The organism is Pseudomonas sp. yb_5, assembly GCF_043103865.1.
Lineage (GTDB): Bacteria > Pseudomonadota > Gammaproteobacteria > Pseudomonadales > Pseudomonadaceae > Aquipseudomonas > Aquipseudomonas putida_Y.
Genome location: NZ_JBICKE010000052.1, coordinates 16,258 through 41,233 on the forward strand (window position 1 = coordinate 16,258; position 24,976 = coordinate 41,233).

The 24,976-nt window shown below is 63.0% G+C and carries 25 protein-coding genes; 15 read left to right on the forward strand and 10 right to left on the reverse strand.

Features of this window, described 5'->3' with window-relative positions; all coding sequences use genetic code 11:
* Positions 1–161: 161 nt before the first annotated feature.
* Positions 162–878 carry an SIMPL domain-containing protein gene (locus ACF8GF_RS07080; RefSeq protein WP_021781805.1) on the reverse strand — a complete coding sequence of 239 codons (717 nt, stop codon included), beginning with the start codon at positions 876–878 and terminating at the stop codon, positions 162–164.
* Between the two features lie 202 nt (positions 879–1,080).
* On the opposite strand from ACF8GF_RS07080, the gene ACF8GF_RS07085 reads away from it, so the two are divergent.
* The 7 genes from ACF8GF_RS07085 (at position 1,081) to ACF8GF_RS07115 (ending at position 6,841) form a co-directional block, all read left to right on the forward strand.
* Positions 1,081–2,337, forward strand: coding sequence for an ATP-binding protein (locus tag ACF8GF_RS07085; RefSeq protein WP_176683790.1), 1,257 nt, complete (start codon positions 1,081–1,083; stop codon positions 2,335–2,337).
* On the forward strand, positions 2,337–2,897 hold the full coding sequence (locus tag ACF8GF_RS07090) for a response regulator transcription factor (RefSeq protein ID WP_003255244.1): 561 nt from the start codon (positions 2,337–2,339) through the stop codon (positions 2,895–2,897). Before ACF8GF_RS07085 ends, ACF8GF_RS07090 begins: the two co-directional genes overlap by 1 nt.
* 108 nt (positions 2,898–3,005) lie before the next feature.
* On the forward strand, positions 3,006–4,133 hold the full coding sequence (locus tag ACF8GF_RS07095; RefSeq protein ID WP_392487877.1) for a serine hydrolase domain-containing protein: 1,128 nt from the start codon (positions 3,006–3,008) through the stop codon (positions 4,131–4,133).
* Positions 4,130–4,426, forward strand: a complete 297-nt coding sequence (locus ACF8GF_RS07100; protein ID WP_176683788.1) for an amidase — start codon at positions 4,130–4,132, stop codon at positions 4,424–4,426. Before ACF8GF_RS07095 ends, ACF8GF_RS07100 begins: the two co-directional genes overlap by 4 nt.
* A gap of 44 nt (positions 4,427–4,470) precedes the next feature.
* Complete coding sequence (locus ACF8GF_RS07105) at positions 4,471–5,052, forward strand: YceI family protein (RefSeq protein ID WP_176683787.1); 582 nt, start codon at positions 4,471–4,473, stop codon at positions 5,050–5,052.
* Between the two features lies 1 nt (position 5,053).
* Positions 5,054–6,211 (forward strand): phosphatidylserine/phosphatidylglycerophosphate/cardiolipin synthase family protein, encoded by a 1,158-nt coding sequence (locus ACF8GF_RS07110; protein ID WP_176683786.1) that lies wholly within the window; start codon positions 5,054–5,056, stop codon positions 6,209–6,211.
* Positions 6,212–6,262: 51 nt separating this feature from the next.
* Complete coding sequence (locus tag ACF8GF_RS07115; protein WP_021781811.1) at positions 6,263–6,841, forward strand: DJ-1/PfpI family protein; 579 nt, start codon at positions 6,263–6,265, stop codon at positions 6,839–6,841.
* 30 nt (positions 6,842–6,871) lie between these two features.
* Here ACF8GF_RS07115 and ACF8GF_RS07120 read toward each other — a convergent pair whose 3' ends face one another.
* Entirely contained in the window at positions 6,872–7,270 is a 399-nt protein-coding gene (locus ACF8GF_RS07120) for a nuclear transport factor 2 family protein (RefSeq protein ID WP_176683785.1), read from the reverse strand.
* A gap of 115 nt (positions 7,271–7,385) precedes the next feature.
* On the opposite strand from ACF8GF_RS07120, the gene ACF8GF_RS07125 reads away from it, so the two are divergent.
* Together ACF8GF_RS07125 and ACF8GF_RS07130 are read left to right on the forward strand one after the other, a co-directional pair.
* Complete coding sequence (locus ACF8GF_RS07125; RefSeq protein WP_003255235.1) at positions 7,386–7,976, forward strand: GNAT family N-acetyltransferase; 591 nt, start codon at positions 7,386–7,388, stop codon at positions 7,974–7,976.
* Positions 7,973–8,845: a carbon-nitrogen hydrolase family protein gene (locus tag ACF8GF_RS07130; RefSeq protein WP_176683784.1), complete on the forward strand. Its 873-nt coding sequence runs from the start codon at positions 7,973–7,975 to the stop codon at positions 8,843–8,845. The genes ACF8GF_RS07125 and ACF8GF_RS07130 overlap by 4 nt, the downstream gene beginning before the upstream one ends.
* A 121-nt stretch (positions 8,846–8,966) precedes the next feature.
* Here ACF8GF_RS07130 and ACF8GF_RS07135 read toward each other — a convergent pair whose 3' ends face one another.
* A complete protein-coding gene (locus ACF8GF_RS07135; RefSeq protein WP_003255232.1) occupies positions 8,967–10,490 on the reverse strand; it encodes a fumarate hydratase in 1,524 nt (507 codons plus the stop codon).
* Between the two features lie 249 nt (positions 10,491–10,739).
* Between ACF8GF_RS07135 and ACF8GF_RS07140 the strand changes: the two genes are divergently transcribed.
* Complete coding sequence (locus ACF8GF_RS07140; RefSeq protein WP_392461923.1) at positions 10,740–11,660, forward strand: iron-sulfur-binding ferredoxin reductase; 921 nt, start codon at positions 10,740–10,742, stop codon at positions 11,658–11,660.
* A gap of 43 nt (positions 11,661–11,703) precedes the next feature.
* Here ACF8GF_RS07140 and ACF8GF_RS07145 read toward each other — a convergent pair whose 3' ends face one another.
* A complete protein-coding gene (locus tag ACF8GF_RS07145) occupies positions 11,704–12,432 on the reverse strand; it encodes a phosphatase PAP2 family protein (RefSeq protein WP_176683782.1) in 729 nt (242 codons plus the stop codon).
* Positions 12,433–12,615: 183 nt separating this feature from the next.
* Between ACF8GF_RS07145 and colR the strand changes: the two genes are divergently transcribed.
* From colR to ACF8GF_RS07170, 5 genes are all read left to right on the forward strand, one after another.
* Positions 12,616–13,299 (forward strand): two-component system response regulator ColR, encoded by a 684-nt coding sequence (gene colR / locus ACF8GF_RS07150; protein WP_003255215.1) that lies wholly within the window; start codon positions 12,616–12,618, stop codon positions 13,297–13,299.
* Positions 13,289–14,599: a HAMP domain-containing sensor histidine kinase gene (locus ACF8GF_RS07155; protein ID WP_176683781.1), complete on the forward strand. Its 1,311-nt coding sequence runs from the start codon at positions 13,289–13,291 to the stop codon at positions 14,597–14,599. The genes colR and ACF8GF_RS07155 overlap by 11 nt, the downstream gene beginning before the upstream one ends.
* 107 nt (positions 14,600–14,706) lie before the next feature.
* A complete protein-coding gene (locus ACF8GF_RS07160) occupies positions 14,707–15,387 on the forward strand; it encodes a class I SAM-dependent methyltransferase (RefSeq protein WP_176683780.1) in 681 nt (226 codons plus the stop codon).
* Positions 15,388–15,393: 6 nt separating this feature from the next.
* On the forward strand, positions 15,394–16,092 hold the full coding sequence (locus ACF8GF_RS07165) for a lipopolysaccharide kinase InaA family protein (RefSeq protein ID WP_176683779.1): 699 nt from the start codon (positions 15,394–15,396) through the stop codon (positions 16,090–16,092).
* Positions 16,092–16,322, forward strand: coding sequence for a hypothetical protein (locus ACF8GF_RS07170; protein ID WP_021781819.1), 231 nt, complete (start codon positions 16,092–16,094; stop codon positions 16,320–16,322). The genes ACF8GF_RS07165 and ACF8GF_RS07170 overlap by 1 nt, the downstream gene beginning before the upstream one ends.
* 108 nt (positions 16,323–16,430) lie before the next feature.
* On the opposite strand, the gene ACF8GF_RS07175 is transcribed toward ACF8GF_RS07170, so the two are convergent.
* From ACF8GF_RS07175 to ACF8GF_RS07200, 6 genes are all read right to left on the reverse strand, one after another.
* Positions 16,431–19,475 (reverse strand): multidrug efflux RND transporter permease subunit, encoded by a 3,045-nt coding sequence (locus ACF8GF_RS07175; protein ID WP_392461925.1) that lies wholly within the window; start codon positions 19,473–19,475, stop codon positions 16,431–16,433.
* A gap of 12 nt (positions 19,476–19,487) precedes the next feature.
* A complete protein-coding gene (locus tag ACF8GF_RS07180; RefSeq protein WP_392461927.1) occupies positions 19,488–20,636 on the reverse strand; it encodes an efflux RND transporter periplasmic adaptor subunit in 1,149 nt (382 codons plus the stop codon).
* Positions 20,637–20,854: 218 nt separating this feature from the next.
* A complete protein-coding gene (locus ACF8GF_RS07185; protein ID WP_176683776.1) occupies positions 20,855–21,952 on the reverse strand; it encodes a DUF1513 domain-containing protein in 1,098 nt (365 codons plus the stop codon).
* Positions 21,953–21,954: 2 nt separating this feature from the next.
* On the reverse strand, positions 21,955–23,019 hold the full coding sequence (locus ACF8GF_RS07190; protein ID WP_104960841.1) for an imelysin family protein: 1,065 nt from the start codon (positions 23,017–23,019) through the stop codon (positions 21,955–21,957).
* Positions 23,020–23,038: 19 nt separating this feature from the next.
* Positions 23,039–24,466 (reverse strand): di-heme oxidoredictase family protein, encoded by a 1,428-nt coding sequence (locus tag ACF8GF_RS07195; RefSeq protein WP_176683775.1) that lies wholly within the window; start codon positions 24,464–24,466, stop codon positions 23,039–23,041.
* Positions 24,467–24,576: 110 nt separating this feature from the next.
* Positions 24,577–24,963 (reverse strand): hypothetical protein, encoded by a 387-nt coding sequence (locus ACF8GF_RS07200; RefSeq protein ID WP_020192047.1) that lies wholly within the window; start codon positions 24,961–24,963, stop codon positions 24,577–24,579.
* Positions 24,964–24,976 lie beyond the last annotated feature (13 nt).

The following is a 24,976-nucleotide window of genomic DNA, read 5'->3' on the forward strand; positions in this document are numbered from 1 at the left end:
GAAGGCACCTATGTGGTGCGTAGGAAACTTCCGAAAATCGTGAAATTGATGCGGTCACCTGTAGGAGCGGGTTTACCCGCGAACACAGGCGAAGCCCGTGCCATCCACCGCAGTGTCTTGTTCGCGAGCCCGCCCGCTCCCACAGATGATGCGTGGACGCCTTATGGCATCTGCACTTCGATCAGGCCATCGGCATTCATGCTCACTTCACTGGTGCCCGCCTCGATATCTGGCGCCGGTGCTGCTTCATCAGCCCCCATGGCCTTCATCGCCATCGGCGCGCTACGCAAGTACGGACGCGGGTAGCCGCTGCTGTTGAGGTTCAGGCTGACCACTTTGTAGCCTTTGCCGCCCAGCGCTTCGGTGGCCAGTTGCGCGCGTGCCTTGAAGGCATCGACCGCATCCTTGAGCAGTGCATCCTCGCTGGCCTTGCGCGTGGCCGGGGCGATGGAGAAGTCCATGCCGCCCATTTTCAGCTCTTGCAACAGATCGGCGGTAAGCTGGGACAAGGCCGGGAAGTTGGCGCTTTCCAGGCGCAGCTCGGCGCGTTCGCGCCAGCCGGTGATCTTCTGGCCCTTGCTGTCGTACACCGGGTAGCTGTTGCGGCTGCCCTGGCTGATCTTCACGTCCTTGACCTGGCGCGACTGCTGCACGGCCTTGTTCATGGTTTCGGTGATCTGCTTGGCGAGCTTGCCCGGGTCGCTGTTCTGCGCTTCGCTGTACAGGGTCACGACCATCAGGTCGCGCGCCACTTCCTTGCTGACTTCGGCCCGCAGCGATACCTGGTTGAAACGTGGTTCATCGGCGGCCAGTGCCGGCAGGCTGGCGAGCAGGCCGCAAGACATGATCAGGGCGGCGCCGCGACGTGGGATTTGCATGTGATACTCCTTGGCATTGAAAGGCGTGGGGGCTGGACTTCCATTCCACGCATGGCCCATCGGACCGGCAACAGTGTAGTGGGTTCAAAAGTGCCATCATGAACCTGTGACAAAGTGTGGCGCTTTGCCGCATCGCTGCAGCGAGGCGCCCGGCTTCGGTATACTCCAGCCGATTTTTCTGGAGCACTCATCAGGAGAGCTCATGCTCGCCGCCGTACAACCGTTGTCCGCTACCCGCCAGAACCTCTGGCGCCTCACCCTTATTCGGGTCCTGGTCCTGGCTGCCCAGGCCGGCTCGGTGGGCGTTGCCTACTGGACCGAACTGCTGCCGTTGCCCTGGCTGTCGCTGGCCGGCACCTTGGCCCTGTCTTCGCTGCTGTGTGCCTTCACGGCCCTGCGCCTGCGCCTGTCGCTGCCCGTCACCGAAATGGAATACGCCCTGCAGCTGGCCTGTGACCTGCTGATCCACAGCGCCTTGCTGTATTACTCCGGCGGCTCGACCAACCCGTTCGTGTCGTATTACCTGGTGCCGCTGGCGATCGCTGCGGTGACCTTGCCGTGGCTGTATTCGCTGATCCTGTCGGGTATTGCGCTGACGGCCTACAGCCTGCTGCTGGTGCAGTTCTACCCGCTCGAAGGGCTGCCAATGGCGCGGGACAAGATGCAGGTCTACGGCATGTGGCTGAGCATTGCCTTGGCTGCCGCAGTGATCACCTTCTTTGCTGCGCGCATGGCCGAAGAGCTGCGCCGCCAGGAGCAACTGCGTTCAGAACGGCGTGAAGAAAGCCTGCGCGACGAGCAACTGCTGGCTGTGGCTACCCAGGCCGCCGGTGCCGCCCATGAGCTGGGCACACCGCTGGCGACCATGAGTGTGCTGATCAACGAAATGCGCCAGGACCACACCGATCCGCTGTTGCAGGAGGACCTGCAGATCCTCCAGGACCAGGTAAAGCTGTGCAAAGAGACCTTGCAACAGTTGGTACGCGCAGCCGAAGCCAACCGACGCCTGGCCATCGTGGAGCAGGATGTGACTGCGTGGCTGGACGAGGCGCTCAACCGCTGGCACCTGATGCGCCCGGAAGCCAGCTACCGCTTCCAGCGCCTGCGCGACGGCAAAGTGCCGCGCCTGGCACCGCCGCCAGACCTGACCCAGGCGCTACTGAACCTGTTGAACAATGCCGCAGATGCCTGCCCCGATGATCTGGAGGTTCGCCTGGACTGGGACGCCCAGGACATTGTCATCAGTATCCACGACCATGGCCCTGGTGTACCGCCGGCCATTGCCGAAGCCATTGGCAAACCTTTTATTACCACCAAGGGCAAAGGCTTCGGCCTGGGCCTGTTCTTGAGCAAGGCCAGCGTGACCCGTGCGGGCGGCTCGGTGAAACTCTATAGTCATGAACAGGGTGGCACCCTGACCGAACTGCGCCTGCCCTATGGCAAGCGAGGAGATGAATGATGAGCGAAGAAAACCAGGTCGAAAGCGAAGAGCTGCCGCACCTGCTGCTGGTGGATGATGATGCCACCTTCACCCGGGTCATGGCCCGGGCCATGAGCCGTCGCGGTTTCCGTGTGAGCACTGCCAGTTCTGCCGAAGAAGGCTTGATCCTGGCCCAGCAGGACCTGCCGGACTACGCCACGCTGGACCTGAAGATGGATGGCGACTCCGGCCTGGTGCTGCTGCCCAAGTTGCTGGAACTGGACCCGGAAATGCGCGTGGTGATCCTGACCGGTTACTCGAGCATTGCCACCGCAGTAGAGGCAGTCAAGCGCGGTGCCTGCAACTACCTGTGCAAGCCGGCTGACGCCGATGACGTGTTGGCAGCGCTGCTGTCGGAGCACACCGACCTGGATACCCTGGTGCCGGAAAACCCGATGTCGGTCGATCGCCTGCAGTGGGAGCACATCCAGCGCGTGCTGAACGAGCATGAAGGCAACATCTCGGCGACCGCACGGGCGCTGGGCATGCACCGGCGGACGCTGCAGCGCAAGTTGCAGAAGCGGCCGGTTCGGCGCTGATGCTCTATTGATGATGTTGGCCTGTTCGCGGGGGCATCCGCTCCTGCAACTGTGAGAGCGGGCTTGCCCGCGAAGGGCTGCAAGGCAGCCCCAATCAGGGCGAGCACGATGAAGGTACTGTTGGTCCTCCTTGCGATGATTGCAGGTAGCGTCAAGGCTGAGGACTGGCCTGACCCGCAGTGGCAGAACGACCCTGCCTCCCTTGACTGGCGGGCCGTCGACGCTTACGCCTTTCCCGCACGCTCTCCCTCGGAGCGCAACGGCATCCGCACCGACGCTCTGCTGGTCATCCGCGACGGTCGTATCCTCCACGAGCGCTACACAGCGCCCACCCGTGCCGACACCGCGCACCTGACCTGGTCGGTAAGCAAGAGCGTACTGGCCACGATAATGGGCGTGGCCCAGGGCGAAGGCCGCTTCCAGCTGCAAGACCCGGTCAGCCGCTTCTATCCACCTATGCGCGCCCACCCCGGCGTGCGCGTGGCCGACCTGCTGCACTGGGCCAGTGGCCTCGACTGGCAGGAAGACTATGAATATGCACCGCTGAAATCCTCTGTGGTGGCCATGCTGTATACCCGTGGCCGCGCAGACATGGCTGCCTATACGGCAGCGCGGGGTATCGCTGCCAGCCCCGGTCAGCGATTCCTCTACTCCAGCGGCGACAGTAACCTGCTCGCCGCAGCGCTGCGCGGCATGCTCGATGCCGGGCAGTACCCCGACTACCCCTGGCACGCTCTGTTCACCCCGTTGGGTATCGGCAGTGCGGTGTGGGAGCGTGACCGGGCAGGCACCTACGTAGGCTCTTCCTATCTGTACCTCAGTGCCCGCGATTTGGCCCGTATCGGCCTGCTGATGCAGCGCGACGGGCGCTGGCAGGGCCGACAATTGCTGCCTAAAGCCTGGGTAGCCTTCAACCGCACCCCGTTTGCCCAGGCCCAGCCGCTGCCTGGCGAGGCCAACCCTGGTGGCCACTGGTGGCTCAACCAACCGCTGCCTGGCGAGGCCAACCCTGGTGGCCACTGGTGGCTCAACCAACCGCTGGCTGGCGCCGAACGGCCTTGGCCCAGTGCACCGGCAGACACCTTCGCCGCCCTTGGCCACTGGGGGCAGGCGTTATATGTGCTGCCTGAGCAAAAGCTGGTGATCGTGCGCTATGCCGATGACCGCGACAGCAGCTATCGACACGACGAACTGCTCAAACGGGTGCTGGCGGCACTGGCCGGGGAGGGGGCATGAAGCGGTTATGGCTGCTGGTACTGGCAGGGCTCCTGTACTGGGCCTGGCAGGAACGCCAGGCGCTGGCGGACTTCCCCGGCATCCTCCCGGCCTACTCGGCCAAGGAATACTGTTCCTGCCGCTTTGTCATGGGCTTCGACGAGGCGTACTGCCTGGGGTATGTGAAACAATGGCTGCCACTGAGCCTGCTGGAGGAAAACAGCCAGCAGCGGCAAGTCACCGCTGAAGGCCTGGGGCGGCGTAGCCAGGCGGCCTGGCAAGGCGCCCGTGAGGGCTGCCGCTTGCTGCCATGAATGCAGGCGGGTAAGGTTGGCGGCCTGGTTTCACGAGATCTGTCATGTTCAAGTTGCCCCGCCTGCTGCCTGCCTTATTACTTGCTTTGTGCCTACCCGCTCATGCCAATTGGCACCTGGATGGCGAATCTTCACGGCTGTCGTTCATCACCGGCAAGAATGGCAATACCGCCGAAGTGCATCGCTTTCTGGTGCTGCATGGTACGGTCGACCGCAAGGGTGTGGCCGGTTTGAGGATCGAGATGGACTCGGTGAGCAGCGGTATTCCACTGCGTGACGAGCAAATGCGCGACAACCTGTTCGAGGTCGCGCGCTTCGCCGAGGCCACAGTGAAGACGCAGATCGACCTGCAGCCGATCAATGACCTGGCCGATGGTGCACAGATCGAGTTGCGCCTGCCGCTGACGGTCACCCTGCATGGCCAGTCGCACCGCTACAATGTTTTGTTGCTGGCCACCCGCCTGGATGCGCGGCGCTTCCAGGTGGTTACCCTAGAGCCTCTGGTGCTGCGCGCCGAAGATTTTGGCTTGATGCCGGGCCTGGAAAGCCTGCGCAAGTTTGCCAGGTTGAAGTCCATCAACCCGTCGGTGCCGGTTAGCGCGGTGCTGATCTTCACTGCTCGCTGACATGGCGGGGCCGGTCTTCCCCTGGCGGGATGGCAACCAGTTCGAACTGCTTATCGACGGCCCCGCGTTCTTTCCGCGCATGCTCCTGGCGATCATGCGTGCCGACTTCCAGGTTGACCTGGAACTGTACCTGGTCGAGGCCGGCGCCTGTGCCGAGGCGGTGGTCGACGCGCTGGAGCAGGCCGCCCGGCGTGGCGTGCGGGTGCGCTGCCTGTTCGATGACTACGGTGCATTGGCCTTCAACAGTGCGTTGCGTCAGCGCCTGCTGGACGCTGGCGTGTACTTGCGCTGGTATAACCGCCTGCGCTGGAAGCGTGGCCTGCGTAACCTGTACCGTGATCATCGCAAATTGCTACTGGTGGACGAACGTTGGGCCGTGGTGGGGGGGACGGGCGTTACCGACGAGTTCTGGAAGCCGGGTGAGGCGACCAGCGAATGGCACGAAGTGATGGTGCAGATGCAGGGGCCGGTGGTGAGCGACTGGCAGTTGCTGTTCGACCGTCAGTGGCACGCCAACACTCGCCGCACCGCCTGGCGCCCTGCTGAAGGCTTTGGCCTGCCGCGTCTGCCCAGGGTGCCTGCGCAGGGACAGGGCATGGGCCGGGTCGCTTATGCCGACGCCCGCCAGCACCAGGACATCCTGCACGCGCTGGTACGGGCACTGAACAGCGGCAAGAAACGGGTATGGCTGGCCACGCCGTACTTCTTGCCGACCTGGAGCGTGCGCCGCTCGTTGCGTCGGGCCGCCAGCAAGGGCCTGGACGTGCGGCTGTTGTTGACCGGTCCGCGCACCGATCACCCCTCGGTACGCTACGCCGGGCATCGTTACTACCCGCGGCTGTTACGCGCGGGCGTACGGATTTTCGAGTACCAGCCGTGCTTCCTGCACCTGAAGATGGCTGTGGTGGACGACTGGGTCAGCGTCGGTTCGTGCAACTTCGACCACTGGAACTTGCGCTTCAACCTTGAAGCCAACATCGAGGCGCTGGACCCGCCGTTGACAGCGGCGGTGGTGGCCAGCTTCGAGCGCGACTTCGCCCTGAGCGAAGAAGTCGATCTCGCTCACTGGCATGCGCGCCCTTTGTGGCGCAGGGTCAAGCAACGGATCTGGGGCTGGCTGGATCGTTTGGTGGTCAACTTCCTCGACCGCCGTGACTGACAGCGGCTATCGTGCAGTGACTATTCACGGTTAACCGAAGGAGTGGGCAAGATGACGGCGAAGAAAATTCTCATGCTGGTGGGCGACTACGTCGAGGATTACGAAGCGATGGTGCCGTTCCAGGCTCTGAGCATGGTAGGCCACACGGTGCATGCGGTGTGCCCGGAAAAGCTGGCGGGGCAGACTGTGCGTACCGCGATTCATGACTTCGAGGGTGAACAGACCTACAGCGAAAAGCCCGGGCACAATTTTGCCCTGAACTATGACTTCGTGCGGGTGCGGCCCGAGAGTTATGACGCGCTGCTGATTCCGGGTGGTCGCGCGCCGGAATACCTGCGCCTGGATGAAAAGGTGTTGGAGCTGGTGCGGGCGTTCGACCAGGCCGGCAAGCCGATTGCGGCGGTATGCCATGGTGCCCAGTTGCTGGCGGCAGCTGGGGTGCTGGATGGGCGTGAATGCAGCGCTTACCCGGCATGTGCGCCAGAAGTGCGCCTGGCGGGTGGCACGTTCATCGACATCGCGGTGGACCAGGCGCATGTGGATGGCAACCTGGTGACCGCACCGGCATGGCCAGCGCACCCGGCCTGGCTGGCGGCGTTCCTTCAAGTGCTGGGCACGCGTATTGTCTGACAGGCTTGATTGAGTTGGCAGCGGGTTGCTTCAGGCAACCTGCTCAACCCAATCATTGAGGTTGTAGTAGTTGGTCACCCGGGCAATCTTGCCACAGTGAATATAGAAGAACGCCCCCGCCGGCAGCACATAGGTCTGCCCGTTTGCCGCCGGCAAGCCTTCGTCATCGACCAGGTATTGGCCATGTACGGTGAACTCCGCCGCCGCGCGGCTGCCATCGGCGTTCTGCATCACCACGATGTCGGCCAGGCGCTCGCGGTAGCAGCGGTTCATCTTTTCCATGAACGCGGCAAACCTGGCTTTGCCCATCTGACGTTCGCCCTGGTTGATGTCGTGGATCACGTCTTCGCTGAGCAGCGCCAGAAAGCCTGGCATGTCACCCGCGTTGAAGGCGGCGTAGTAAGCATTTACCAGTTCGGTTGCGGTCATGGAACAATTCCTGTCGTGTAGGGAAAAGGCGGGTCGCTAACTCGGATGATAGGGTTTCCCCTCAAGCCCGGCTTAGCCGAGCGCGTCATCCACATCGACAAAACGACCGCCAAACATGGAAATACGCCTGTTGCACGGTGCCGCTATCGCGCCTTACATCGATGACCTCGCTCGCCTGCGCCTTACTGTGTTCCGCGAGTTCCCCTACCTTTACGACGGCACCCCGGAGTACGAGGCCGACTACCTGGCCAACTATGCCCGCTCCGGGCGCAGCCTGGTTGTGCTGGCGCTGGACGACGGCAAAGTGGTCGGCGCCTCTACCGGCCTGCCGCTGGTGGACGTCGCGCCCGAATTCCAGCAGCCGTTCCTGGCCCAGGGGCGCGACCCGGCCAGTGTGTACTACTTCGGTGAGTCGCTGGTGTTGCCGGCATACCGCGGTCAGGGCCTGGGGGTTCGCTTCTTCATCGAGCGCGAGTCCTACGCACACAAACTGGCCGAGTTCGATTATTGCGCGTTCTGCGCGGTCGAACGGCCTGGTGCACACCCGCGACGGCCAGCAGAGTACAAACCCCTGCACGGCTTCTGGCGCAACCGCGGCTTCCTGCACGACCCGTCGCTGCGCACCACCTACGCCTGGCGCGACCTGGACGAGCAGGAAAGCTCCGACAAACTGATGTCGTTCTGGCTCAAGGCACTGCCGATATGATCCGCCTGGCGGCCTGCCAGTACGCCATCGAGCTGCATGAAACATGGGACGCGTACGCCGACCACCTGCAAGGCCTGTGCGCCGAAGCGGTGGAGGCGGGGGCACGCTTGCTGCTGTTGCCGGAGTACGCCGGGCTGGTGCTGAGCGGCCAGCTGAGTGCCGGGCAGCGGGAAGACCTGAAGGCTTCGATTGCCGGCATCCAGCCGCTGATCGAACCCTGGAAAGCGTTGTGCGAGAGCCTTGCCCGGCGCTGGGGGATCTACCTGCAACCGGGCAGTGTGCCGGTGCTGGACAGCGATGGGCGCTACCGCAACCGTGCCTGGCTGTTCGGCCCCCAAGGTGTGCTGGGTTATCAGGACAAACTGATGATGACCCGCTTCGAGCGCGAGCAGTGGGATATTGCTGCAGGCCAGGGGTTGCAGGTATTCGAAACTGAACTGGGGCGGCTTGGCATCCTGATCTGCTACGACAATGAGTTCCCGATGCTGGCCCGCCGCCTGGCCGAGTGTGGTGCCGACCTGATCCTGGCGCCGAGTTGTACCGATACCGAGGCCGGTTACCACCGGGTGCGTATTGGCGCCCAGGCGCGCGCCCTGGAGAACCAGATTGCCGTGTTGCAGAGCCCTACGGTGGGGGTGGCGCCGTGGTCACCGGCATTGGACGAGAATATCGGCCGGGCAGGCCTGTTCGTGCCGCCGGATCACGGGATGCCGGGCGATGGGGTGCTGGCGTTGAGTGAGCAGTTGAGCCCGGACTGCAGCCAGTGGCTGGTGTGTGAGGTGGATCTGGAGGAAGTACGGCGGGTGAGGCGGGAAGGGCAGGTGTTTACCTGGCGGGACTGGCCGGAGCAGTTCGAGAGAGTCCTGTGATGACTGTGGCAGCCTCTTCGCGGGCAAGCCCGCTCCTACAGGTCAACGCGTAGCCTTCTGGCTTGCGCTGTACGTGTGGGAGCAGGCCTGCCCGCGAAGCAGCCACCGCAGTTACATCAGGTTACTTCACTTCGACGGCCAGGCTTTCGGCAATCTTGCTCTGCCACAGGGCAGGGCCAGTGATGTGTACCGACTCGCCGTTGCTGTCCACGGCGACGGTCACCGGCATGTCCTTGACTTCGAACTCGTAGATCGCTTCCATGCCCAGCTCGGCGAAGGCCAGTACCTTCGATTTGCGGATGGCCTGGGCTACCAGGTAGGCAGCGCCGCCAACGGCCATCAGGTACACGGCCTTGTTGTCCTTGATCGCCTCGATGGCGGTCGGGCCACGCTCGGACTTGCCGATCATGCCCAGCAGGCCAGTCTGCTCGAGGATCTGGCGGGTGAACTTGTCCATGCGGGTAGCAGTGGTCGGGCCGGCTGGGCCTACCACTTCGTCACCCACCGGATCGACCGGGCCTACGTAGTAGATGAAGCGGCCTTTCAGGTCTACCGGCAACTCTTCGCCACGGTTGAGCATTTCAACCATGCGCTTGTGCGCGGCATCGCGGCCGGTCAGCATCTTGCCGTTGAGCAGGATGGTTTCACCCGGCTTCCAGCTGGCCACTTCTTCCGGGGTGATGTCGTCGAGGTTGACGCGACGGGCGCTCGGGCCGGCTTCCCAGACGATTTCCGGGTAGGCGTCCAGCGACGGCGCTTCCAGTTCTGCCGGGCCGGTGCCATCGAGCACGAAGTGGGCGTGGCGGGTAGCGGCGCAGTTGGGGATCATGCACACCGGCAAGGACGCGGCGTGGGTCGGGTAGTCCATGATCTTGACGTCGAGCACGGTGGTCAGGCCACCCAGGCCCTGAGCGCCGATGCCCAGCTGGTTGACCTTGTCGAACAGCTCCAGGCGGATTTCTTCCAGGCGGTTCTGTGGGCCACGGGCTTTCAGTTCGTGAATGTCGATGGACTCCATCAACACTTCCTTGGCCATGACCGCGGCCTTCTCGGCGGTACCGCCGATGCCGATGCCGAGCATGCCGGGCGGGCACCAGCCAGCACCCATGGTCGGCACGGTCTTCAGTACCCAGTCGACGATCGAGTCGGACGGGTTGAGCATGGCCATCTTCGACTTGTTTTCCGAGCCGCCGCCCTTGGCTGCGACATCCACTTCGACCTTGTCGCCAGGGACGATGGAGTAGTGGATCACTGCCGGAGTGTTGTCCTTGGTGTTCTTGCGGGCACCGGCCGGGTCGGCCAGGATCGAAGCGCGCAGGACGTTCTCAGGCAGGTTGTAGGCGCGACGCACACCTTCGTTGATCATGTCGTCGACGCTCATGGTGGCGCCATCCCAGCGCACGTCCATGCCCACGCGGATGAACACGGTGACGATACCGGTGTCCTGGCAGATTGGACGATGGCCGGTGGCGCACATGCGCGAGTTGATCAGGATCTGGGCGATGGAATCGCGTGCAGCAGGCGACTCTTCACGCAGATAGGCCTCGTGCATGGCCTGGATGAAATCGACGGGGTGGTAGTACGAGATGAATTGCAGGGCGTCGGCGACGCTCTGAATCAGGTCGTCTTGCTTGATCACGGTCATGCAGCGCGCTCCTCTTAAAGACGGGAACATTCAAAAAGACGCTCGACATAGCCGACCAGCACGTCGAAGCGCCTTGCAAGGCGCCGGCAGGTCAGGCCGACGGAAAAAGGCGCGGCAGTATAGCGCGCATCCGTGCCCGGCACACCTGCGGCCGGTCTGGACCATGGTCGGCAGCGCGCAGGCATCTATTTTGCTGGTGTGCTCTGCTTGGCTTACAGTGAGCCTCGGACAGCAGGAGATGTACCGAACATGCCCGAAATTTGCGTGGGCGAGCGCCGCTGGCTGGTGCCCATTGGCAGCAACCTGCTCGATGCCCTCAACGAGGCGGGACTGAATGTGCCTTACAGTTGCCGCGCGGGCAGTTGCCACGCCTGCCTGGTGCGCTGCCTGGACGGGCAACCGGCAGACGCTTTGCCCGAGGCTTTGGCATTGGAGAAACACGCCCAGGGCTGGCGTCTGGCTTGCCAGTGCCGGGTGGTCGAGGACCTGCGTGTGGCGCTATACGACCCCCAGCAGGGTGGCGTACCGGCGCATGTCTGCGCTTTGGAATGGTTTGGCGATGTCTTGCGCCTGCGGTTGCGGCCCGATCGGGTGGTGCGTTACCAGGCGGGGCAGCACGTGGTGCTGTGGCTAGGCGCGGTTGCTCGGCCTTATTCCTTGGCCAGCCTGCCGGGCGAGGATGATTTTCTCGAGTTTCATATCGATTGCCAGCGGCCTGGTGCCTTTTGCGACAAGGCGCGTGGTCTGCGGGTCGGCGATGAGATGCGTTTGGGGGAGTTCAGAGGCGGAGCCCTTCATTACGACCCTGATTGGCAGGAGCGGCCGCTGTGGTTGCTGGCTGCGGGAACCGGGCTGGCGCCGCTCTGGGGTATCTTGCGCGAAGCGTTGCGCCGGGGACATCGGGGCGAAATCCGGGTGGTGCATGTGGCGCGCGATCAGGCTGGGCACTACCTGGCGGAGCCGCTGCTGAAGCTGCCAGGGGTGAGTGTCGAGCTGGTGCTGGCGGAGCAGCTGGATGAAGCGTTGGCCAGGATGCGGTTATTGTCGCGGCAGACGGTGGCGCTGCTGTGTGGGGCGCCGGGGAGTGTCGAACGGTTTGCCCGGCGCATGTTCATGGCAGGGGTACCGCGGGGACAGGTGTTTGCTGATGTGTTCGTCGAGCATGCCTGAGGGTAGCACTTGAAGTGCGAAGGGCCGCAAAGCGGCCCCTCTTTCATGCGGCGCTGTGCTCGGCGACGGGCACCTCGGCCTGCCCCTGCCGATAGAGAATCAGGTAATACGACCCCAACCCGATCAACCAGCAGAACACTGCTGTCCACACATTGTGCGACAGGAAGTGCGCCCCCTGCATCATCCTGCCCACCGACAGTACCGACCCTGCTGTCAAGGCCACTACAAAGGCCACCCGCGCCAGGCGCGGCTTGCGATCACGCAGCATGAAGAACAAGGCGAACAGGCAGAACCCGGTCGCTGCATGCCCGCCCGGCCAGCACAGCCCAGGCTTGTCGGTAGGCGGCCGTGGTTCCAGCAGCTTGCTGTAGGTTTCGGTGCCGCCAAACTGGGTCAGGCTCCAAGGGCACTGCACCTGGGTGACTTTTTTCAGCGGCGTGACAAACGCTGTGGACAAGCCCAGCGCCAGCGCCAGGCAGCCCAGTTCACGGCGCCAGCCAAACAGGCGCTTCCAGAACAGGCTCGCGGCAAAGGTCAGCAGCGATATCACCCCCAACAGAATCACCACTTGCTTGACCCGGTCATGCAGGATGTTTTCCAACAGGTAACTGTGGCGGCCAATGAACTGCCCGGCAGCGGGGTCGAAGAACAGGTTGGCGACATCCATGTCGACTGAAGTCAGTTCCAGCAGGATCAGGGCCAGCGCAGTCGCCAGGGGAATCCCCAGGTACAGCCAGACGTTGATCGGGCGAGGGCGGGTGCGTTGCTGCATGACGGCTCCAGGGCGCGAAAAAGAGCGGGTATTTTCGGCCGCCCGCTATCCTGTGTCCGTGAAGGATCAGTGAAAAAACTGTCAAGTGGGGTGAATTTTCCCAAGGGCTGGCACCGTGCAGGCATTGGCCTTAAGCTGCGCCTGCCGCGCACCACAGCGAGAAGCGCCGCACAGGAGAAACCGATGCGCATTCTTTTGGTTGAAGACAACCGCGATATCCTGGCCAACCTGGCCGATTACCTGGGCATGAAAGGCTACACCGTCGACTGTGCCCAGGATGGCCTGTCCGGGCTGCATCTGGCTGCCACCGAGCACTACGACCTGATCGTACTCGACATCATGCTGCCCGGCATTGATGGTTACACCCTGTGCAAGCGCCTGCGCGAAGATGCCCGCCGTGACACGCCGGTGATCATGCTCACTGCCCGTGACCAGCTGGACGACCGCCTGCAAGGCTTCCGCTCGGGTGCAGACGATTACCTGCTCAAGCCATTTGCCCTGTCGGAGCTGGCGGCGCGCATCGAGGCGGTGCTGCGCCGTGCCCAGGGCGGTGGGCGCCGTACCCTGCAGGTGGCTGACCTCAGCTACGACCTCGATACCCTGGAGGTTACCCGCCAGGGTCGCCTGCTGAAGCTCAACCCGGTCGGCCTCAAGCTGCTGGCGGTACTGATGCAGAAAAGCCCGCACGTACTGCGCCGCGAGGTGCTGGAAGAAGCCTTGTGGGGCGATGACTGCCCCGATAGCGACAGCCTGCGCAGCCATGTGCATCAACTGCGCCAGGTGATCGACAAACCGTTTGAGAAACCGTTGCTGCATACCGTCCATGGCGTCGGCTATCGCCTCGCCGAGGGCCGCGATGGAGTTTAAGCAAAGCCTTGCCCAGCGCATCATCATCGCCTTTGCCCTGATGAGCGCGCTGGTGGCCGGGGCCTTCGCATTCGGTATCGTCGGCACGGTGCACCTGGTCGAGGAGCGACTGATTTCCTCGGTACTGGGTGGTGACCTGCAGCGCCTGCTGCGTATGGACAGCGTCAGTGACTGGAGTCATCGGCCTCGCCCAGACCAGCTGTTCTACTTCAGTGGCGGGCGTGACGACTTCGAGCTGCCCAAGGACCTGCGTCACCTCGACCGCGGTTTCCACGAGGTGTTCCGAGACCAGCTGTCCTACCACGCCATGGTCGAGATCGTCGATGGTCGCCGCTATGTACTGCTGCAGGACCAGAGCGACTTCGAGGAGCGCGAGCGCGTACTGTTTGCCGTGGTTGTAGTGGGCTTCGTGCTCAGTCTGGTGTTGGCGGTCATCCTTGGCTGGCTGGTTGCACGTCGGGTAATGGCACCGGTCATCCGCCTGGCGCGTCAGGTGCGCCACCGCGATCAACTACTGGGCCTGGCCCCGCCGCTGGCTCCGGATTATGCGGCAGACGAAGTCGGCCAGCTTGCAGTGGCTTTCGACGACACCCTTGGGCGCCTGCGCGATGCGCTGACCCGAGAGCGGCTGTTCACCAGCGACGTCAGCCACGAGCTGCGCACGCCGTTGATGGTGTTGGCTACCTCGTGTGAGCTTCTGATGGAAAACCCTGGTCTCGATGCCCGCGCGCGTAGCCAGGTGGAGCGCGTGGCGCGGGCCACCGAAGAAATGCGCGAGCTGGTCAAGACCTTCCTCATGTTGGCCCGGGCGCAGCGTGATGAGGGTGCAGTGGCGTCACGGGCGACCCTGCGCGAAGTGGCCGATGAGCTCATCGGGGTGTGGCGCGACACCATCGAACAGAAAGGCCTCACCCTGTATTTCGATGGCCGCGTGAGCGCTAGCCCTGTGCTGTACAACGCCACCTTCCTGCAGTCGGTGATGGGCAACCTGCTGCGCAATGCTGCGCACTACACCGACAGTGGGTATATCCGCCTGAGCCTGGAAGCCAACGGGTTCAGCGTGGAGGACAGCGGTGTGGGTATCCCCGAAGAGCAGCGCGAGGCCATGTTCAGGCCGTTCGTGCGGGGCGATGAGCGACGCGGCGAGGGCCTGGGGCTGGGGCTTTCGCTGGTGCAGCGGATCTGTGACGACCAAGGTTGGCGTGTCACCCTGACATCCACCTTGCCGCATGGCTGCCGCTTCCAGGTAGACCTGAGCAACACCACGGTCAAAGGCGACATGGACGCCTTGGTCGAGTAATTTCCTGTATCAGGTCAAATAGTGCTCAACGTTTTTTTCACATTGGCATGACCTGATTCCAACGCTTGCCTACCTAATGTGGGCGCAATGGAGTCAGGAGATGCCCAATGCGTAGCCCCATCAAGCTTGAATTTTCCGAGAAGTACGACAAAGACCATGCGCGCGAGTACTTTCTCAAGCACCAGGACGGCCTGGCGCGACGCCTTTCCCACAAGCGAGATGAGCAGTTGGCGCGCCGCGCCTTGGCATTGGCGGGCGAGCCTGGCCTGGTACTCGACCTGCCATGCGGCGCGGGCCGTTTCTGGCCGCTGTTGGCGGAAAAGCCCAATCGGGTAATCATCGGTGCCGACAACTCCGAGGCCATGATCGAGACAGCCTGTGCGGCGCAACCGCCAGAAGTGGTGGCACGGGTACGGCCTTTGCAGACTTCGGCATTTGCCATCGACCTGCCAGATAACGCCGTGGACAGCATTTTCTGCATGCGCCTGTTCCATCACATTGGCGAGTCGGCGCACAGAAAGACCATTCTTTCGGAATTTCAACGGGTTAGCCGTGATAGTGTGATCCTTTCCCTGTGGGTGGATGGCAACTTCAAGGCCTGGCGGCGGAAAAAGCTGGAGCAGCGCCGTAGCACCAAGGCCGAACAGGATAAGTACCAGAACCGTTTCGTGTTACCTGCCGAAACGGTCGAAGAAGAATTCAGGGCCGCCGGCTTCAGAATCCAGGAACGCCTCGACTTCCTGCCGTTCTATGCCATGTGGCGAGTCTACGTATTGCGTAAGGGGTAGTGTTTGATGGCTGTAGCCCATAAAGGGGAATCGCAGTTCGATTTTTACTGGCGCCAGCAAGGCGAGTGGGTCGAGGAGCCTAACCAGCGCCGCGGCGGCGAGAGTGGCGTGCAACGCCTCAACGATGCCAATGGCAAGTTGTTGTATGCCAAGCGCCAGGTTGGGCATATCTACCGCAGCCTGTTGCACCCGTTCGGTCGGCCGACGGTATTGCGTGAACTCGATGCGCTCAACAGTTTCGAGCAACTGGGCGTGCGTGTACCGCGCATCGTCTTCTGTGGCGCGCAGCGCGATGCCGAGCACCAGTGGCGCGCGCTGCTGGTCAGCGAAGCGCTGGACGGTTTCGTCGAACTCGACACCTGGCATGCCGAAGGTGCCCGCGAGCGTTACCCGCAGGTGGTGCATGAGCGCATGCTCAAGGACCTGGCGGACAACCTGGCGCGGATGCACCTGGGGCACTGGCAGCACGGCTGCCTGTACGGCAAGCACGTTTTTATCAAGGTGATCGGCGAGGGCGAGCAGGCCCGCGTCGAAGTGGCGCTGCTGGACCTGGAAAAGTGCAGGCGGCGTATCAGTTGCCAGCGGGCGGCCGGCAATGACTTGCGTCAGCTACGCCGCCATTCGTCGCTCAATGACGCGGAATGGCGGACGCTGCTCTACTTTTACAAGATGGCGTTTGGCAGCGCTGTCAAAGGGTTAGAGTAATGAAACTAGAAATTGCTCGAGCTTTGTTCCTGGTAGCTGGCCTGGCGGTGACCACCGTGGCGGTGGCTGCCTGGGAAGAGCCGAGACCGACGGTGTTCAGCAAGGCAGAGATGGCAGACCAGTGCGCGTTGCCGCGGGATGCAAAACCGCAGCAGGCCCGGACTGAGCCGGACCATGACCTTTTGCTGTTCCTGTTTGGCTTGCGTCAAGGGTTGCGACCATTCGGTTGAACCCTGCGTTAGCGTGAAAAGCCAGAGGCCTCGCGATTGCGGGGCCTCTGGCTTTTTGCGGCTGCGTTGCCGGCCTCTTCGCGGGCATGCCCGCTCCCACAGGTCGGCTCAAGCGATTGCAGGTTCCTTGGCGCTCGCCTTGTGCGCCAGCAGGGTGTAGATGCATGGCAACACAAACAAGGTAAACAGCGTGCCAATCGACATCCCGGTGGCAATCACCATACCGATGTCAAACCGGCTGACCGCGCCCGCCCCGGTCGCCAGAATCAGCGGCACCATGCCGAACACCATCGCCGCCGTGGTCATCAGCACCGGCCGCAGGCGAATGGCCGCTGCTTCCTCGATCGCGTCGCGCACACTCAGGCCACGCTCCTCGCGTAGTTGGTTGGCGAACTCGACGATCAGGATACCGTGCTTGCTGATCAGCCCGATCAAAGTCACCAGCCCGACCTGGGTGTAGATGTTCATGCTCGACACACCCAGGAACAGCGGCAAAAGCGCGCCACAGATCGACATCGGCACTGTCACCAGAATCACCAACGGGTCGCGGAAGCTTTCGAACTGCGCAGCCAGCACGAGGAAAATGATCGCCAGCGCCAGGCCGAAGGTGACCCACAATGCGCTACCTTCCTGAACGTACTGACGGGCCACGCCGGCGTAGTCGAAGGAAAAGCCTTCCGGTGCCTCTTCGCGAGCGATGTCTTCCACGGTCTTCAGCGCCTCGCCCAGGCTGACCATGGGGACGCCCTGGATGATCGCAGCGTTCAGTTGCTGGAACTGGTTGAGCTGGCGTGGGCGAGCGCGATCGGTGAGGGTGATCAGGGTCGACAGCGGCAGCAACTGGCCCTGGTCGTTCTTCACGTAGTAATTGTTCAGCCAGCCGGGGTTGTCGCGGTACGGCCGCTCAACCTGAGCGATCACCTTGTAACTGCGGCCCTCAAGGGTGAAACGGTTGATTTCCGCCTCGCCCAGCAGGGTCGCCAGAGTGCCGCCTATGGTGTCCATCGACACCCCCATCTGCGCCGCCTTTGCCCGGTCGATGTCCACAACCACTTCGGGCTTGTCGAAGGCAAGATCGATATCGAGGAAGGCGAACTTGCCCGACTCCTGAGCGCGCGTCTTGATGCGTTGGGCCACTTCCAGCAGTGCCGGGTAGTCGCCAGCGGTATTGATCACGAACTGGAATGGCAAGCCCTCGCCAGTGCCGGGCAACGACGGCAGGTTGAAGCCGAAGATCTGCAGTCCGCTGATTTCCTCGAGTTTGGCCTGCACCAGCGGCAGTAGCTCCATCTGTGTGCGTTCGCGCTCGTCCCAAGGCTTGAGCAAAAAACCACCAATGCCGGTCTGTACGCCATTGAAGCCGTTGATCTGAAACGACGAATAATACTCGGGGAAGGCCTTGAACAGTGGTGTGAACTGGTCGGTGTAGGCGTTTAGGTAGTCGAGGTTGGTCGGCTGTGGCGAGCTGCTCATCATGAATATCACCCCCTGGTCCTCGTTGGGCGCCAGTTCGTTCTGGGTGAATGTGAGCAGCACCGGAATCAGGCACAGGATGATCACGGCAAACACCAGCACCACCGGCCGGCTGTCGAGGGTGGCGTGCAGCACGCGCTGGTAGCGCTCCTTCAGGCGTTCGAACAGCTGGTCGAGGCGGTGGGCCAAGCCTCTCGGGTTCTGCTCCCGGCGCAGCAGCAGGGCGCACATCATCGGTGACAGGGTAAGGGCAACGACACCTGAAATGATCACCGCCCCGGCCAGCGTCAGGGCAAACTCCTTGAACAGCGCGCCAGTGAGCCCGGTGAGGAAGCCGATCGGTGCATACACGGCGGCAAGGGTGATGGTCATCGACACCACAGGCATAGCGATCTCGCGCGCGCCTTCCAGGGCGGCGTCGAACGGCGACTTGCCTTCTTCCATGTGCCGGTGGATGTTTTCCACCACCACGATGGCATCGTCCACCACCAGGCCGATGGCCAGCACCATGGCGAGCAGGGTCAGCAGGTTGAGCGAATAGCCCATCATCTGCATGAAGAACAGTACACCGATCATCGACAGCGGTATGGTCACTACCGGAATCAGTACCGAGCGCAGGGCACCGAGGAACAGGAACACCACGACGATGACGATCAGCACCGCTTCGCCCAAGGTCTTGATTACTTCGTCGATCGAGGCCTGGATGAACCGCGTGGCGTCGTAGGCAATCGACACTTTCAGTGCCGAGGGCAGCTGGCTTTCCAGCTCTGGCATGATGCGCCGCACTTCCTTGATGACATCCAGCGGGTTGGCGGCCGGGGTGGCCTTGATGCCGATATAGACCGATGGGGTACCGTCGAACGAGCTGACCGTGTCGTAGTTTTCTGCGCCCATCTCGACCCGCGCCACATCGCCCAGCAGCACGCGGCTGTCACCGCTGGTCTTGAGCGGCAGGGCGGCGAACGCCTCGGCCGACTTCAGCTCGGTACTGGCGTTGACGCTGGTGACCACGTATTCACCCTTCACCTCGCCAGCGGCAGAAAGGAAGTTGTAGCGGCGCACGGCATTGGTCACGTCGGTAGCCGAAAGGCCGAAACCGGCCAGTTTTACCGGGTCCAGCCATAGGCGCATGGCGAACACCTGGTTGCCGAGGATCTCCGCCTCGGCCATGCCCGGCAAAGTGGCCAGCTTGGGCTGAATTACCCGTGACAGGTAGTCGGTGATCTGCGGGTTGCTCATTTCCTTGCTGTAGAAACTGACGTACATCAGCGCCGAGGCGTCGGCAGCTTCCTTGCTCAGTACCGGGTCTTCTGAGTCCTGGGGTAGCTTGTTGCGCACCTCATTGGCCTTGGCCAGCAGCTCGGTGAACAGCCGGTCGCTGTCGGCGCCAATGCGCGCGTAAATGGAAATGATCGAGAAGTTCTGCCGGCTCACCGACGTCATGTAGTCGATGCCTTCTGCGCTGGCCAGGCTTTGCTGCAATGGCTGGGTGATGTAGCCCTGAATGGTTTCGGCGTTGGCCCCGGGGTAGGCGGTGGTGACCGTGATCAGGGCGTTTTCCATTTGTGGGTACTGGCGGATCTGCAGCTTGTTCCAGGCCTGGAAGCCGAGCAGCAGAATCAGCAGGCTGACCACGCTGGCCAGCACCGGGCGGCGGATGAACGGGTCGGTGAACGCCATGCCAGCCTCCTGTCAGTCCTTGGCCGCTGCGCCCGGTTCGGGCTTGAGGGCGTTGTCCTGGCCAATGCGTATCGCGGCACCGGGGGTGAGTTTCAGCTGCCCGGCGGTGACCACCTGTTCCCCAGCCTGCAGGCCTTCGCTGACCACAACTACGCCGTCTCGACGCTCGCCAGTCTTCACCGTACGCTGTTCGGCGACCCGCTGGGGTCGGCCCTTGTCGTCGTATTCCGGCTTGCCGTTCTCGTCTTTTTTCGGTGAGGCGACATACACCGAGTTGCCGTACAGGGTGTAGGTAATGGCGCTTTCCGGCACCACCACTTGCAGCTGCGGGTTGGGCAGCAGGATCAACAGGCTGGCGAACATGCCTGGCAGCAGTTTGCCGTCGGGGTTGGCCATGGTGGCGCGTACCAGCAGGTTGCGCGTGGTCTCCTCGACCTTGGGGTTGATGGCGCTGAGGCTGGCGGGAAAGCGCTGGCCCGGGTAGGCGGCCACATGCACCAGCACCTGCTGGCCCAGGCTCAGGTCTGGCAGGGCCTGTTCCGGCACGTTGAAGTCCACGTACAGGCTGGACGTGTCTTGCAGGGTGGCGATCACCGTGCCGGCGGCCAGGTATTGGCCAATGTCCACTTGGCGGATGCCGATGGTGCCGCTGAAAGGCGCATTGAGTCTCTTCTTGATTTTCTGCGCCTTGAGTTGCTCGACCACTGCCTGGTTGCGCCGATACTGGGAGGAAAGGCGATCGAACTCGCCGCGGGAGATGGCCGAATCGCCAACCAGCTGGCTGCCTCGGCCGAAATCGACCTTGGCCAGGCCCAGGTCGGCCTGGGCGGTGCCGAGCAGGGCTGTTTCCTGATCATCGTTGAGCTGCAATAGCAGTTGCCCGGCCTTGACCCGCTGGCCTGAGTCGAAGTGCAGGGATTTGACGATGCCTTCCACCTCCAGGCTCAGGTCCACGCCCTGCAGTGCCTTGAGGCTGCCGACAGCGGGCAGGCGCTCCTGCCACTGGCGCTGTTCGGCCATGGCAGCCGCCACGGTGATGGGTGGCTTGGGGGCAGTGAACATCTGGATCTGCTGGTAGATCGAGAAGGCTTTGTACCCCCCCAGGGCCAGCACGATCAGCAGAACCACGGCCAACATGATGAGCATGCGGCGGCGCAGCATAGGTCCGGTTCCTTGGATGCAGTTGTTATTCGCTTCAACACGACAACGGGCGATCCTGCCCACGTGTGGATGGGGGAAGTATTGACTGTTTTTCGGGAGGAGGGGCGTGAAATGCCTGTGCCGGCCTTTTCGCGGCTAAAGCCGCTCCTACAGGGACTGTGTAGAACCTTGTGGGATCGGCTTTAGCGGCGAGAAGGCCAGTGAGTGCAACAGAACAATCAGACGAGATGCAGGTGGTTGTCCCAGAAGCCGGACGGCAGGTTCATCGGTTGCCCGACCAGTTCGGCCTTGCGGCAATCGTAGAACCGGCAGCGGCCCTGCCCGGAGGTGACGACAAAACCGTCCTTCACCGCGCCAACGCCTGCGCAGTCGGGCATCGGGGCATCCAGCCGCACCGCGCCGCTGTCCAGGTCCCAGACGAACAGGCGGTTGGCCCGCGGCGCAGTCAGCGCCACCAGCCGCAGCTCGCTGTGGATGGCAACGCTTGCAGTGTATTGGGCCATGGCTTGCAGTTGCCGCTCCGGCACCGGGAAGGCCTTGAATGGCTCGCCCGGGCGCTTGATCGCCAGCAGCTCGGCAGTTTCATCGGCATCGCCCATGAACTGCTGGCAGGCGGCGATGGTGCCATCGCTGGCCACTGCCAGGTGTCGCACGCTGTTCATCTGCTGGGCCAGGGTTTCCTTGCTCAGCAGGGTGCCGTCGCGCTGCATCAGCACCAGGCTCGGTTGCATGGCGTCGAGGTTCATCTCGACACGGCTTTCGGCTTCGGTACGGATACCGCCGTTGGCCACGACCAGCGTTTCGCCGTCGGGTAGCCAGGCAACCTCGTGCGGGCCGATACCGTGGGTCGGGATCTCGCCAGTGTGTACCAGGCGCTCGCCTTCGAAACGGTACACGCCAAGCACGCCGCGCCCCGGGTCGGTGGTGTCGTTCTCGGTGGCATACAGCCATTCGCCGCCTTTGTGCACGACGGCGTGGCCATAAAAGTGCCGGTTCGGCTGCGAGGCTACCGTTTGCAGCAGGCGCCCGTCACGGAGGTCGATCAGGTAACTTTCAGTACCAGGGCGGCGGGCGACAAACAGGGCGATTGGCTGCTCGGGGTGGTGGATGATGGCATGGCAACGCTGAGCGACCTGCGTGCTGAACACCTGTGTGCCGTCCAGGCGAAAACCTACGGCATAGTGCTGGCCGTCGCCGTTGTCACGCGCCGAGAGCAGCAAGGGTTCGCTGCCTTTGTTGCGGAACAGGCTCCAGCCGCCCAAGGTGAGGGCGCTGAGCAATACGCTACCGAGTTTGAGTGCCTGGCGTCGCAGCATGATCAGTCACCGTCGTTGGCATTGAAGCCCAGCTGGATGTTCAGCGCCTTGGCCAGATCGCCTTCGTGCAGGCGGTGGACGACGTTTAGGCTGTCGTAGATCTGGTTGAGGGTTTGCTGACCGGCGTCGTCGGCCAGCAGTTCACCGAGCGTTTTCTGGTTATCGGCCAGTAACTTGAGCGAGGTAGCGTAGGCGGCGTCGATCTTGTCCGCCAGCGCTTTCTGATCGCTGGGCAACAGGCCGCGCAGGCCCTGGTTGTCTACCCCGACCCAGACGGCTTCGGCGGCCTTGAGGCTGGCCTGCAGGCTGTTCATCGAGTTGTGGCTGCGCCAGGCCTCGGCCTGCAGTGGCTGCGGAATGCCCTTGCTCTGACGGCCCATCGGTGCGCCGAGCTTTTTCTTCAGGGTGTCCAGGGCGGTAACCTGAGCGCGCAGCAGGTCGGCGATAGCCTCGTGGGAGTCGGCGTAGCGCTGGTTGGGGAACTTGGTCATCTGCGAGAGCATGCCGTCGGTGCTGTTCCAGCCTTTGAGAATTTCCTCTGCCAAGGCCTTCTGGTGCGCGCCGATGGCCACCAGCAGCGGGCAGTAGCGGGCTTTCTGTTCGGCAGTGGCGATGTCCGGCTTGCTGTCGAACAGGATGTACTCATAGGCCGACAGGCCACGCACCACCACGCTGGACTTGCCCAGGACCTCAGCATCAACCGGCTTGTCGCCGTTGACCAGTTGCTCGACCTGACGGCCGACCAGGTTTTTCTTGTCGGGCCAGAACTGTACCTGCCAGGCACGGTTGCCTTCGGCCAACGGGCCGACCAGCAGCGGCTGCAGCTCAGCCCAGGCTTTTTGTGCGTTGAGGAAGTCGGCGCGGGCTTTGTCCAGGCTTTCCTTGCCTTCGCAGTAGGCCAGGGCGCTGGCAGCCAGCGTACGGTCGGCTTCGACCCAGCGGCTGTAGGTAGGCAGGATCACCTGGTTGGCGATGGCGGCGGAGGTCACTGCTTGCGGGTCCTGTGGCGAGCAGGCACCGAGGGCGAGTGCGGCGAGGCTTGTGAACAACAGTTTGGGTCGGAACATGCCCGGCTCCTTTGCGCGTTTAAAGTGAGTTCAGGAACGCCAGCAACGCGGCGCGCTGCTCGGCATTGAAAGTGAGTACGAAGTTGCGTGCCGCCTCGGCTTCGCCACCGTGCCACAACACGGCTTCAAGCAGGTTGCGGGCGCGGCCGTCATGCAGGAACTGGCTGTGGCCACTGACCGTTTCGCTCAGACCGATGCCCCACAGTGGCGCGGTGCGCCAGTCCTGGCCGTTGGCGGCGAACTCGGTGCGCTCGTCGGCCAGCCCCGGGCCCATGTCATGCAGCAGCAGGTCGCTGTAGGGGCGGATGACCTGGTTGGCCAACTCTGGTTCGGCGGCGTCGGCGGCGGTGGTGAACTGCGGTGTGTGGCAACCTTGGCAACCCGCCTGGTAGAACAGGTTCTTGCCCGCCAGTACCTGTGGCGAGCCGACGTCGCGGCGGGCCGGCACAGCCAGGTTGCGGGTGTAGAACGTGACCAGGCGCAGGATGTTGTCGCTGACTTCTTTTTCGCCATCGGCACCGTCGCCGTTGGGCGCAGCCAGGCAGCCGGTTTGTGCCGGGGTGCAATCGTCGTTGGGCTGCAGGGTGCTGGTCAGCCCCATGTCGCCGGCAAAGGCGTGCACGTTCTGCTGGTTGACGTTGGGCTGCCCGGCTTTCCAACCGAACCGGCCGATCACTGTTTTGCCCTGGGCGTCGTCCCATACACGGTTGGCCCGCCCGCGGATGCCATCGCGGTTACGGTCGTCCGGGTCTTCGTTGGCCAGCAGGTCGGTTTCGGGGATAGCCTCAAGCAGGCCCAGGCCGATCATCGGTGGTGCCACCCGCGCGGAAAAGCGCGTGTCGGGGTGCATCACACCATAGCCGAGCTGGGTGATTTGCAGGGCCGGCTTGCGCAGCTCGACCTGGTGGCCGTCCTTGAATGACACGGTTTCGCTGGAGTAGCTGACCCGCACCTTGCCTTCCGGCGCCACGCCGGGGATGGCCATGTCCTGCAACTGGGTGCCGTAGACCGGCTCTGGCACCACGCCGAGGCGCTCGATCACTTTGGCCAGGTAGGGTTGGTCGGGGATCGACAGGCGCACCAGCATACCTACCGCGTTGCTGTCGCCCGGCTCTGGCGGGTGGCCACGGCCATCGCGCACGTGGCAGTTCTGACAGGCGTTGGTATTGAACAGCGGGCCCAGACCATCACGCGCGGTGGTGGTGGACGGGGCGATCACCCAAGGGTTGCGAAAGAAGCTGTTGCCAACGGCGAAGTCCAGGCGCAGCTCTGGCGAGAGGTTGGCCGAGGGCAGGGAATAGGCATTGCGGTCGCTGCGCTGCACGGTCGCTTTGCCACCCGACAACGCTTCGCCGGGCTCGGCGTGGGTAAAACGCGGGGCGTCGTCACAGGCGGCCAGGGCACAGGCCAGCAGCAGGGGGGGGAGTCGGGACAGCGACAAGGACATCGAGAATCCTGGGCGTGAGCGAAAAAACCGGCGTGCAGCTTAGCAGGCCCAGGATCATTGAATAAGAGCAATTTGCGTTTGCTTGATGAAATCGCTGCGAGCGCTCCTGCTCAGGCCATATAGAGCATGAAGTGTCGGTTGACCAGGTTGACGATCAGGTTCTTGTTGCCGCCACCGCGATTATCGCCGGTGACCTCGATGACTTCTTCGCTGGTGTATTCCATGGAGGAGGCGGTAATGCACTTGACTGCGTCCATGTGCGCAGGTTGCCAGTAATCCTGGAATATCCAGATGCTGGTGTCGGCAGACGGGCCGAGGATCAGGCGCAAGGCCTTGTGGTTCTCAGTCGATCTGCCGATCCACGGGATGGCCAGCGAGCCATTCCAGACGTGCTGGGCACCGACTGCCAGGCTGTTGCTACGGTTTTCACCGTCGATCAGGGTCAAGGTATAAGGGGTGTTATTGGCGATGGAGCGCAAGTAGGTGACGTTGGCCATGTTTTGTTTCCTT

Excerpts from the sequence above, each read along its gene's own strand:
- ACF8GF_RS07080 (WP_021781805.1), bottom strand. The coding sequence starts at position 878 with ATGCAAATCCCACGTCGCGGCGCCGCCCTGATCATGTCTTGCGGCCTG.
- ACF8GF_RS07085 (WP_176683790.1), top strand. The coding sequence starts at position 1,081 with ATGCTCGCCGCCGTACAACCGTTGTCCGCTACCCGCCAGAACCTCTGG.
- ACF8GF_RS07090 (WP_003255244.1), top strand. The coding sequence starts at position 2,337 with ATGAGCGAAGAAAACCAGGTCGAAAGCGAAGAGCTGCCGCACCTGCTG.
- ACF8GF_RS07095 (WP_392487877.1), top strand. The coding sequence starts at position 3,006 with ATGAAGGTACTGTTGGTCCTCCTTGCGATGATTGCAGGTAGCGTCAAG.
- ACF8GF_RS07100 (WP_176683788.1), top strand. The coding sequence starts at position 4,130 with ATGAAGCGGTTATGGCTGCTGGTACTGGCAGGGCTCCTGTACTGGGCC.
- ACF8GF_RS07105 (WP_176683787.1), top strand. The coding sequence starts at position 4,471 with ATGTTCAAGTTGCCCCGCCTGCTGCCTGCCTTATTACTTGCTTTGTGC.
- ACF8GF_RS07110 (WP_176683786.1), top strand. The coding sequence starts at position 5,054 with ATGGCGGGGCCGGTCTTCCCCTGGCGGGATGGCAACCAGTTCGAACTG.
- ACF8GF_RS07115 (WP_021781811.1), top strand. The coding sequence starts at position 6,263 with ATGACGGCGAAGAAAATTCTCATGCTGGTGGGCGACTACGTCGAGGAT.
- ACF8GF_RS07120 (WP_176683785.1), bottom strand. The coding sequence starts at position 7,270 with ATGACCGCAACCGAACTGGTAAATGCTTACTACGCCGCCTTCAACGCG.
- ACF8GF_RS07125 (WP_003255235.1), top strand. The coding sequence starts at position 7,386 with ATGGAAATACGCCTGTTGCACGGTGCCGCTATCGCGCCTTACATCGAT.
- ACF8GF_RS07130 (WP_176683784.1), top strand. The coding sequence starts at position 7,973 with ATGATCCGCCTGGCGGCCTGCCAGTACGCCATCGAGCTGCATGAAACA.
- ACF8GF_RS07135 (WP_003255232.1), bottom strand. The coding sequence starts at position 10,490 with ATGACCGTGATCAAGCAAGACGACCTGATTCAGAGCGTCGCCGACGCC.
- ACF8GF_RS07140 (WP_392461923.1), top strand. The coding sequence starts at position 10,740 with ATGCCCGAAATTTGCGTGGGCGAGCGCCGCTGGCTGGTGCCCATTGGC.
- ACF8GF_RS07145 (WP_176683782.1), bottom strand. The coding sequence starts at position 12,432 with ATGCAGCAACGCACCCGCCCTCGCCCGATCAACGTCTGGCTGTACCTG.
- colR (WP_003255215.1), top strand. The coding sequence starts at position 12,616 with ATGCGCATTCTTTTGGTTGAAGACAACCGCGATATCCTGGCCAACCTG.
- ACF8GF_RS07155 (WP_176683781.1), top strand. The coding sequence starts at position 13,289 with ATGGAGTTTAAGCAAAGCCTTGCCCAGCGCATCATCATCGCCTTTGCC.
- ACF8GF_RS07160 (WP_176683780.1), top strand. The coding sequence starts at position 14,707 with ATGCGTAGCCCCATCAAGCTTGAATTTTCCGAGAAGTACGACAAAGAC.
- ACF8GF_RS07165 (WP_176683779.1), top strand. The coding sequence starts at position 15,394 with ATGGCTGTAGCCCATAAAGGGGAATCGCAGTTCGATTTTTACTGGCGC.
- ACF8GF_RS07170 (WP_021781819.1), top strand. The coding sequence starts at position 16,092 with ATGAAACTAGAAATTGCTCGAGCTTTGTTCCTGGTAGCTGGCCTGGCG.
- ACF8GF_RS07175 (WP_392461925.1), bottom strand. The coding sequence starts at position 19,475 with ATGGCGTTCACCGACCCGTTCATCCGCCGCCCGGTGCTGGCCAGCGTG.
- ACF8GF_RS07180 (WP_392461927.1), bottom strand. The coding sequence starts at position 20,636 with ATGCTGCGCCGCCGCATGCTCATCATGTTGGCCGTGGTTCTGCTGATC.
- ACF8GF_RS07185 (WP_176683776.1), bottom strand. The coding sequence starts at position 21,952 with ATGCTGCGACGCCAGGCACTCAAACTCGGTAGCGTATTGCTCAGCGCC.
- ACF8GF_RS07190 (WP_104960841.1), bottom strand. The coding sequence starts at position 23,019 with ATGTTCCGACCCAAACTGTTGTTCACAAGCCTCGCCGCACTCGCCCTC.
- ACF8GF_RS07195 (WP_176683775.1), bottom strand. The coding sequence starts at position 24,466 with ATGTCCTTGTCGCTGTCCCGACTCCCCCCCCTGCTGCTGGCCTGTGCC.
- ACF8GF_RS07200 (WP_020192047.1), bottom strand. The coding sequence starts at position 24,963 with ATGGCCAACGTCACCTACTTGCGCTCCATCGCCAATAACACCCCTTAT.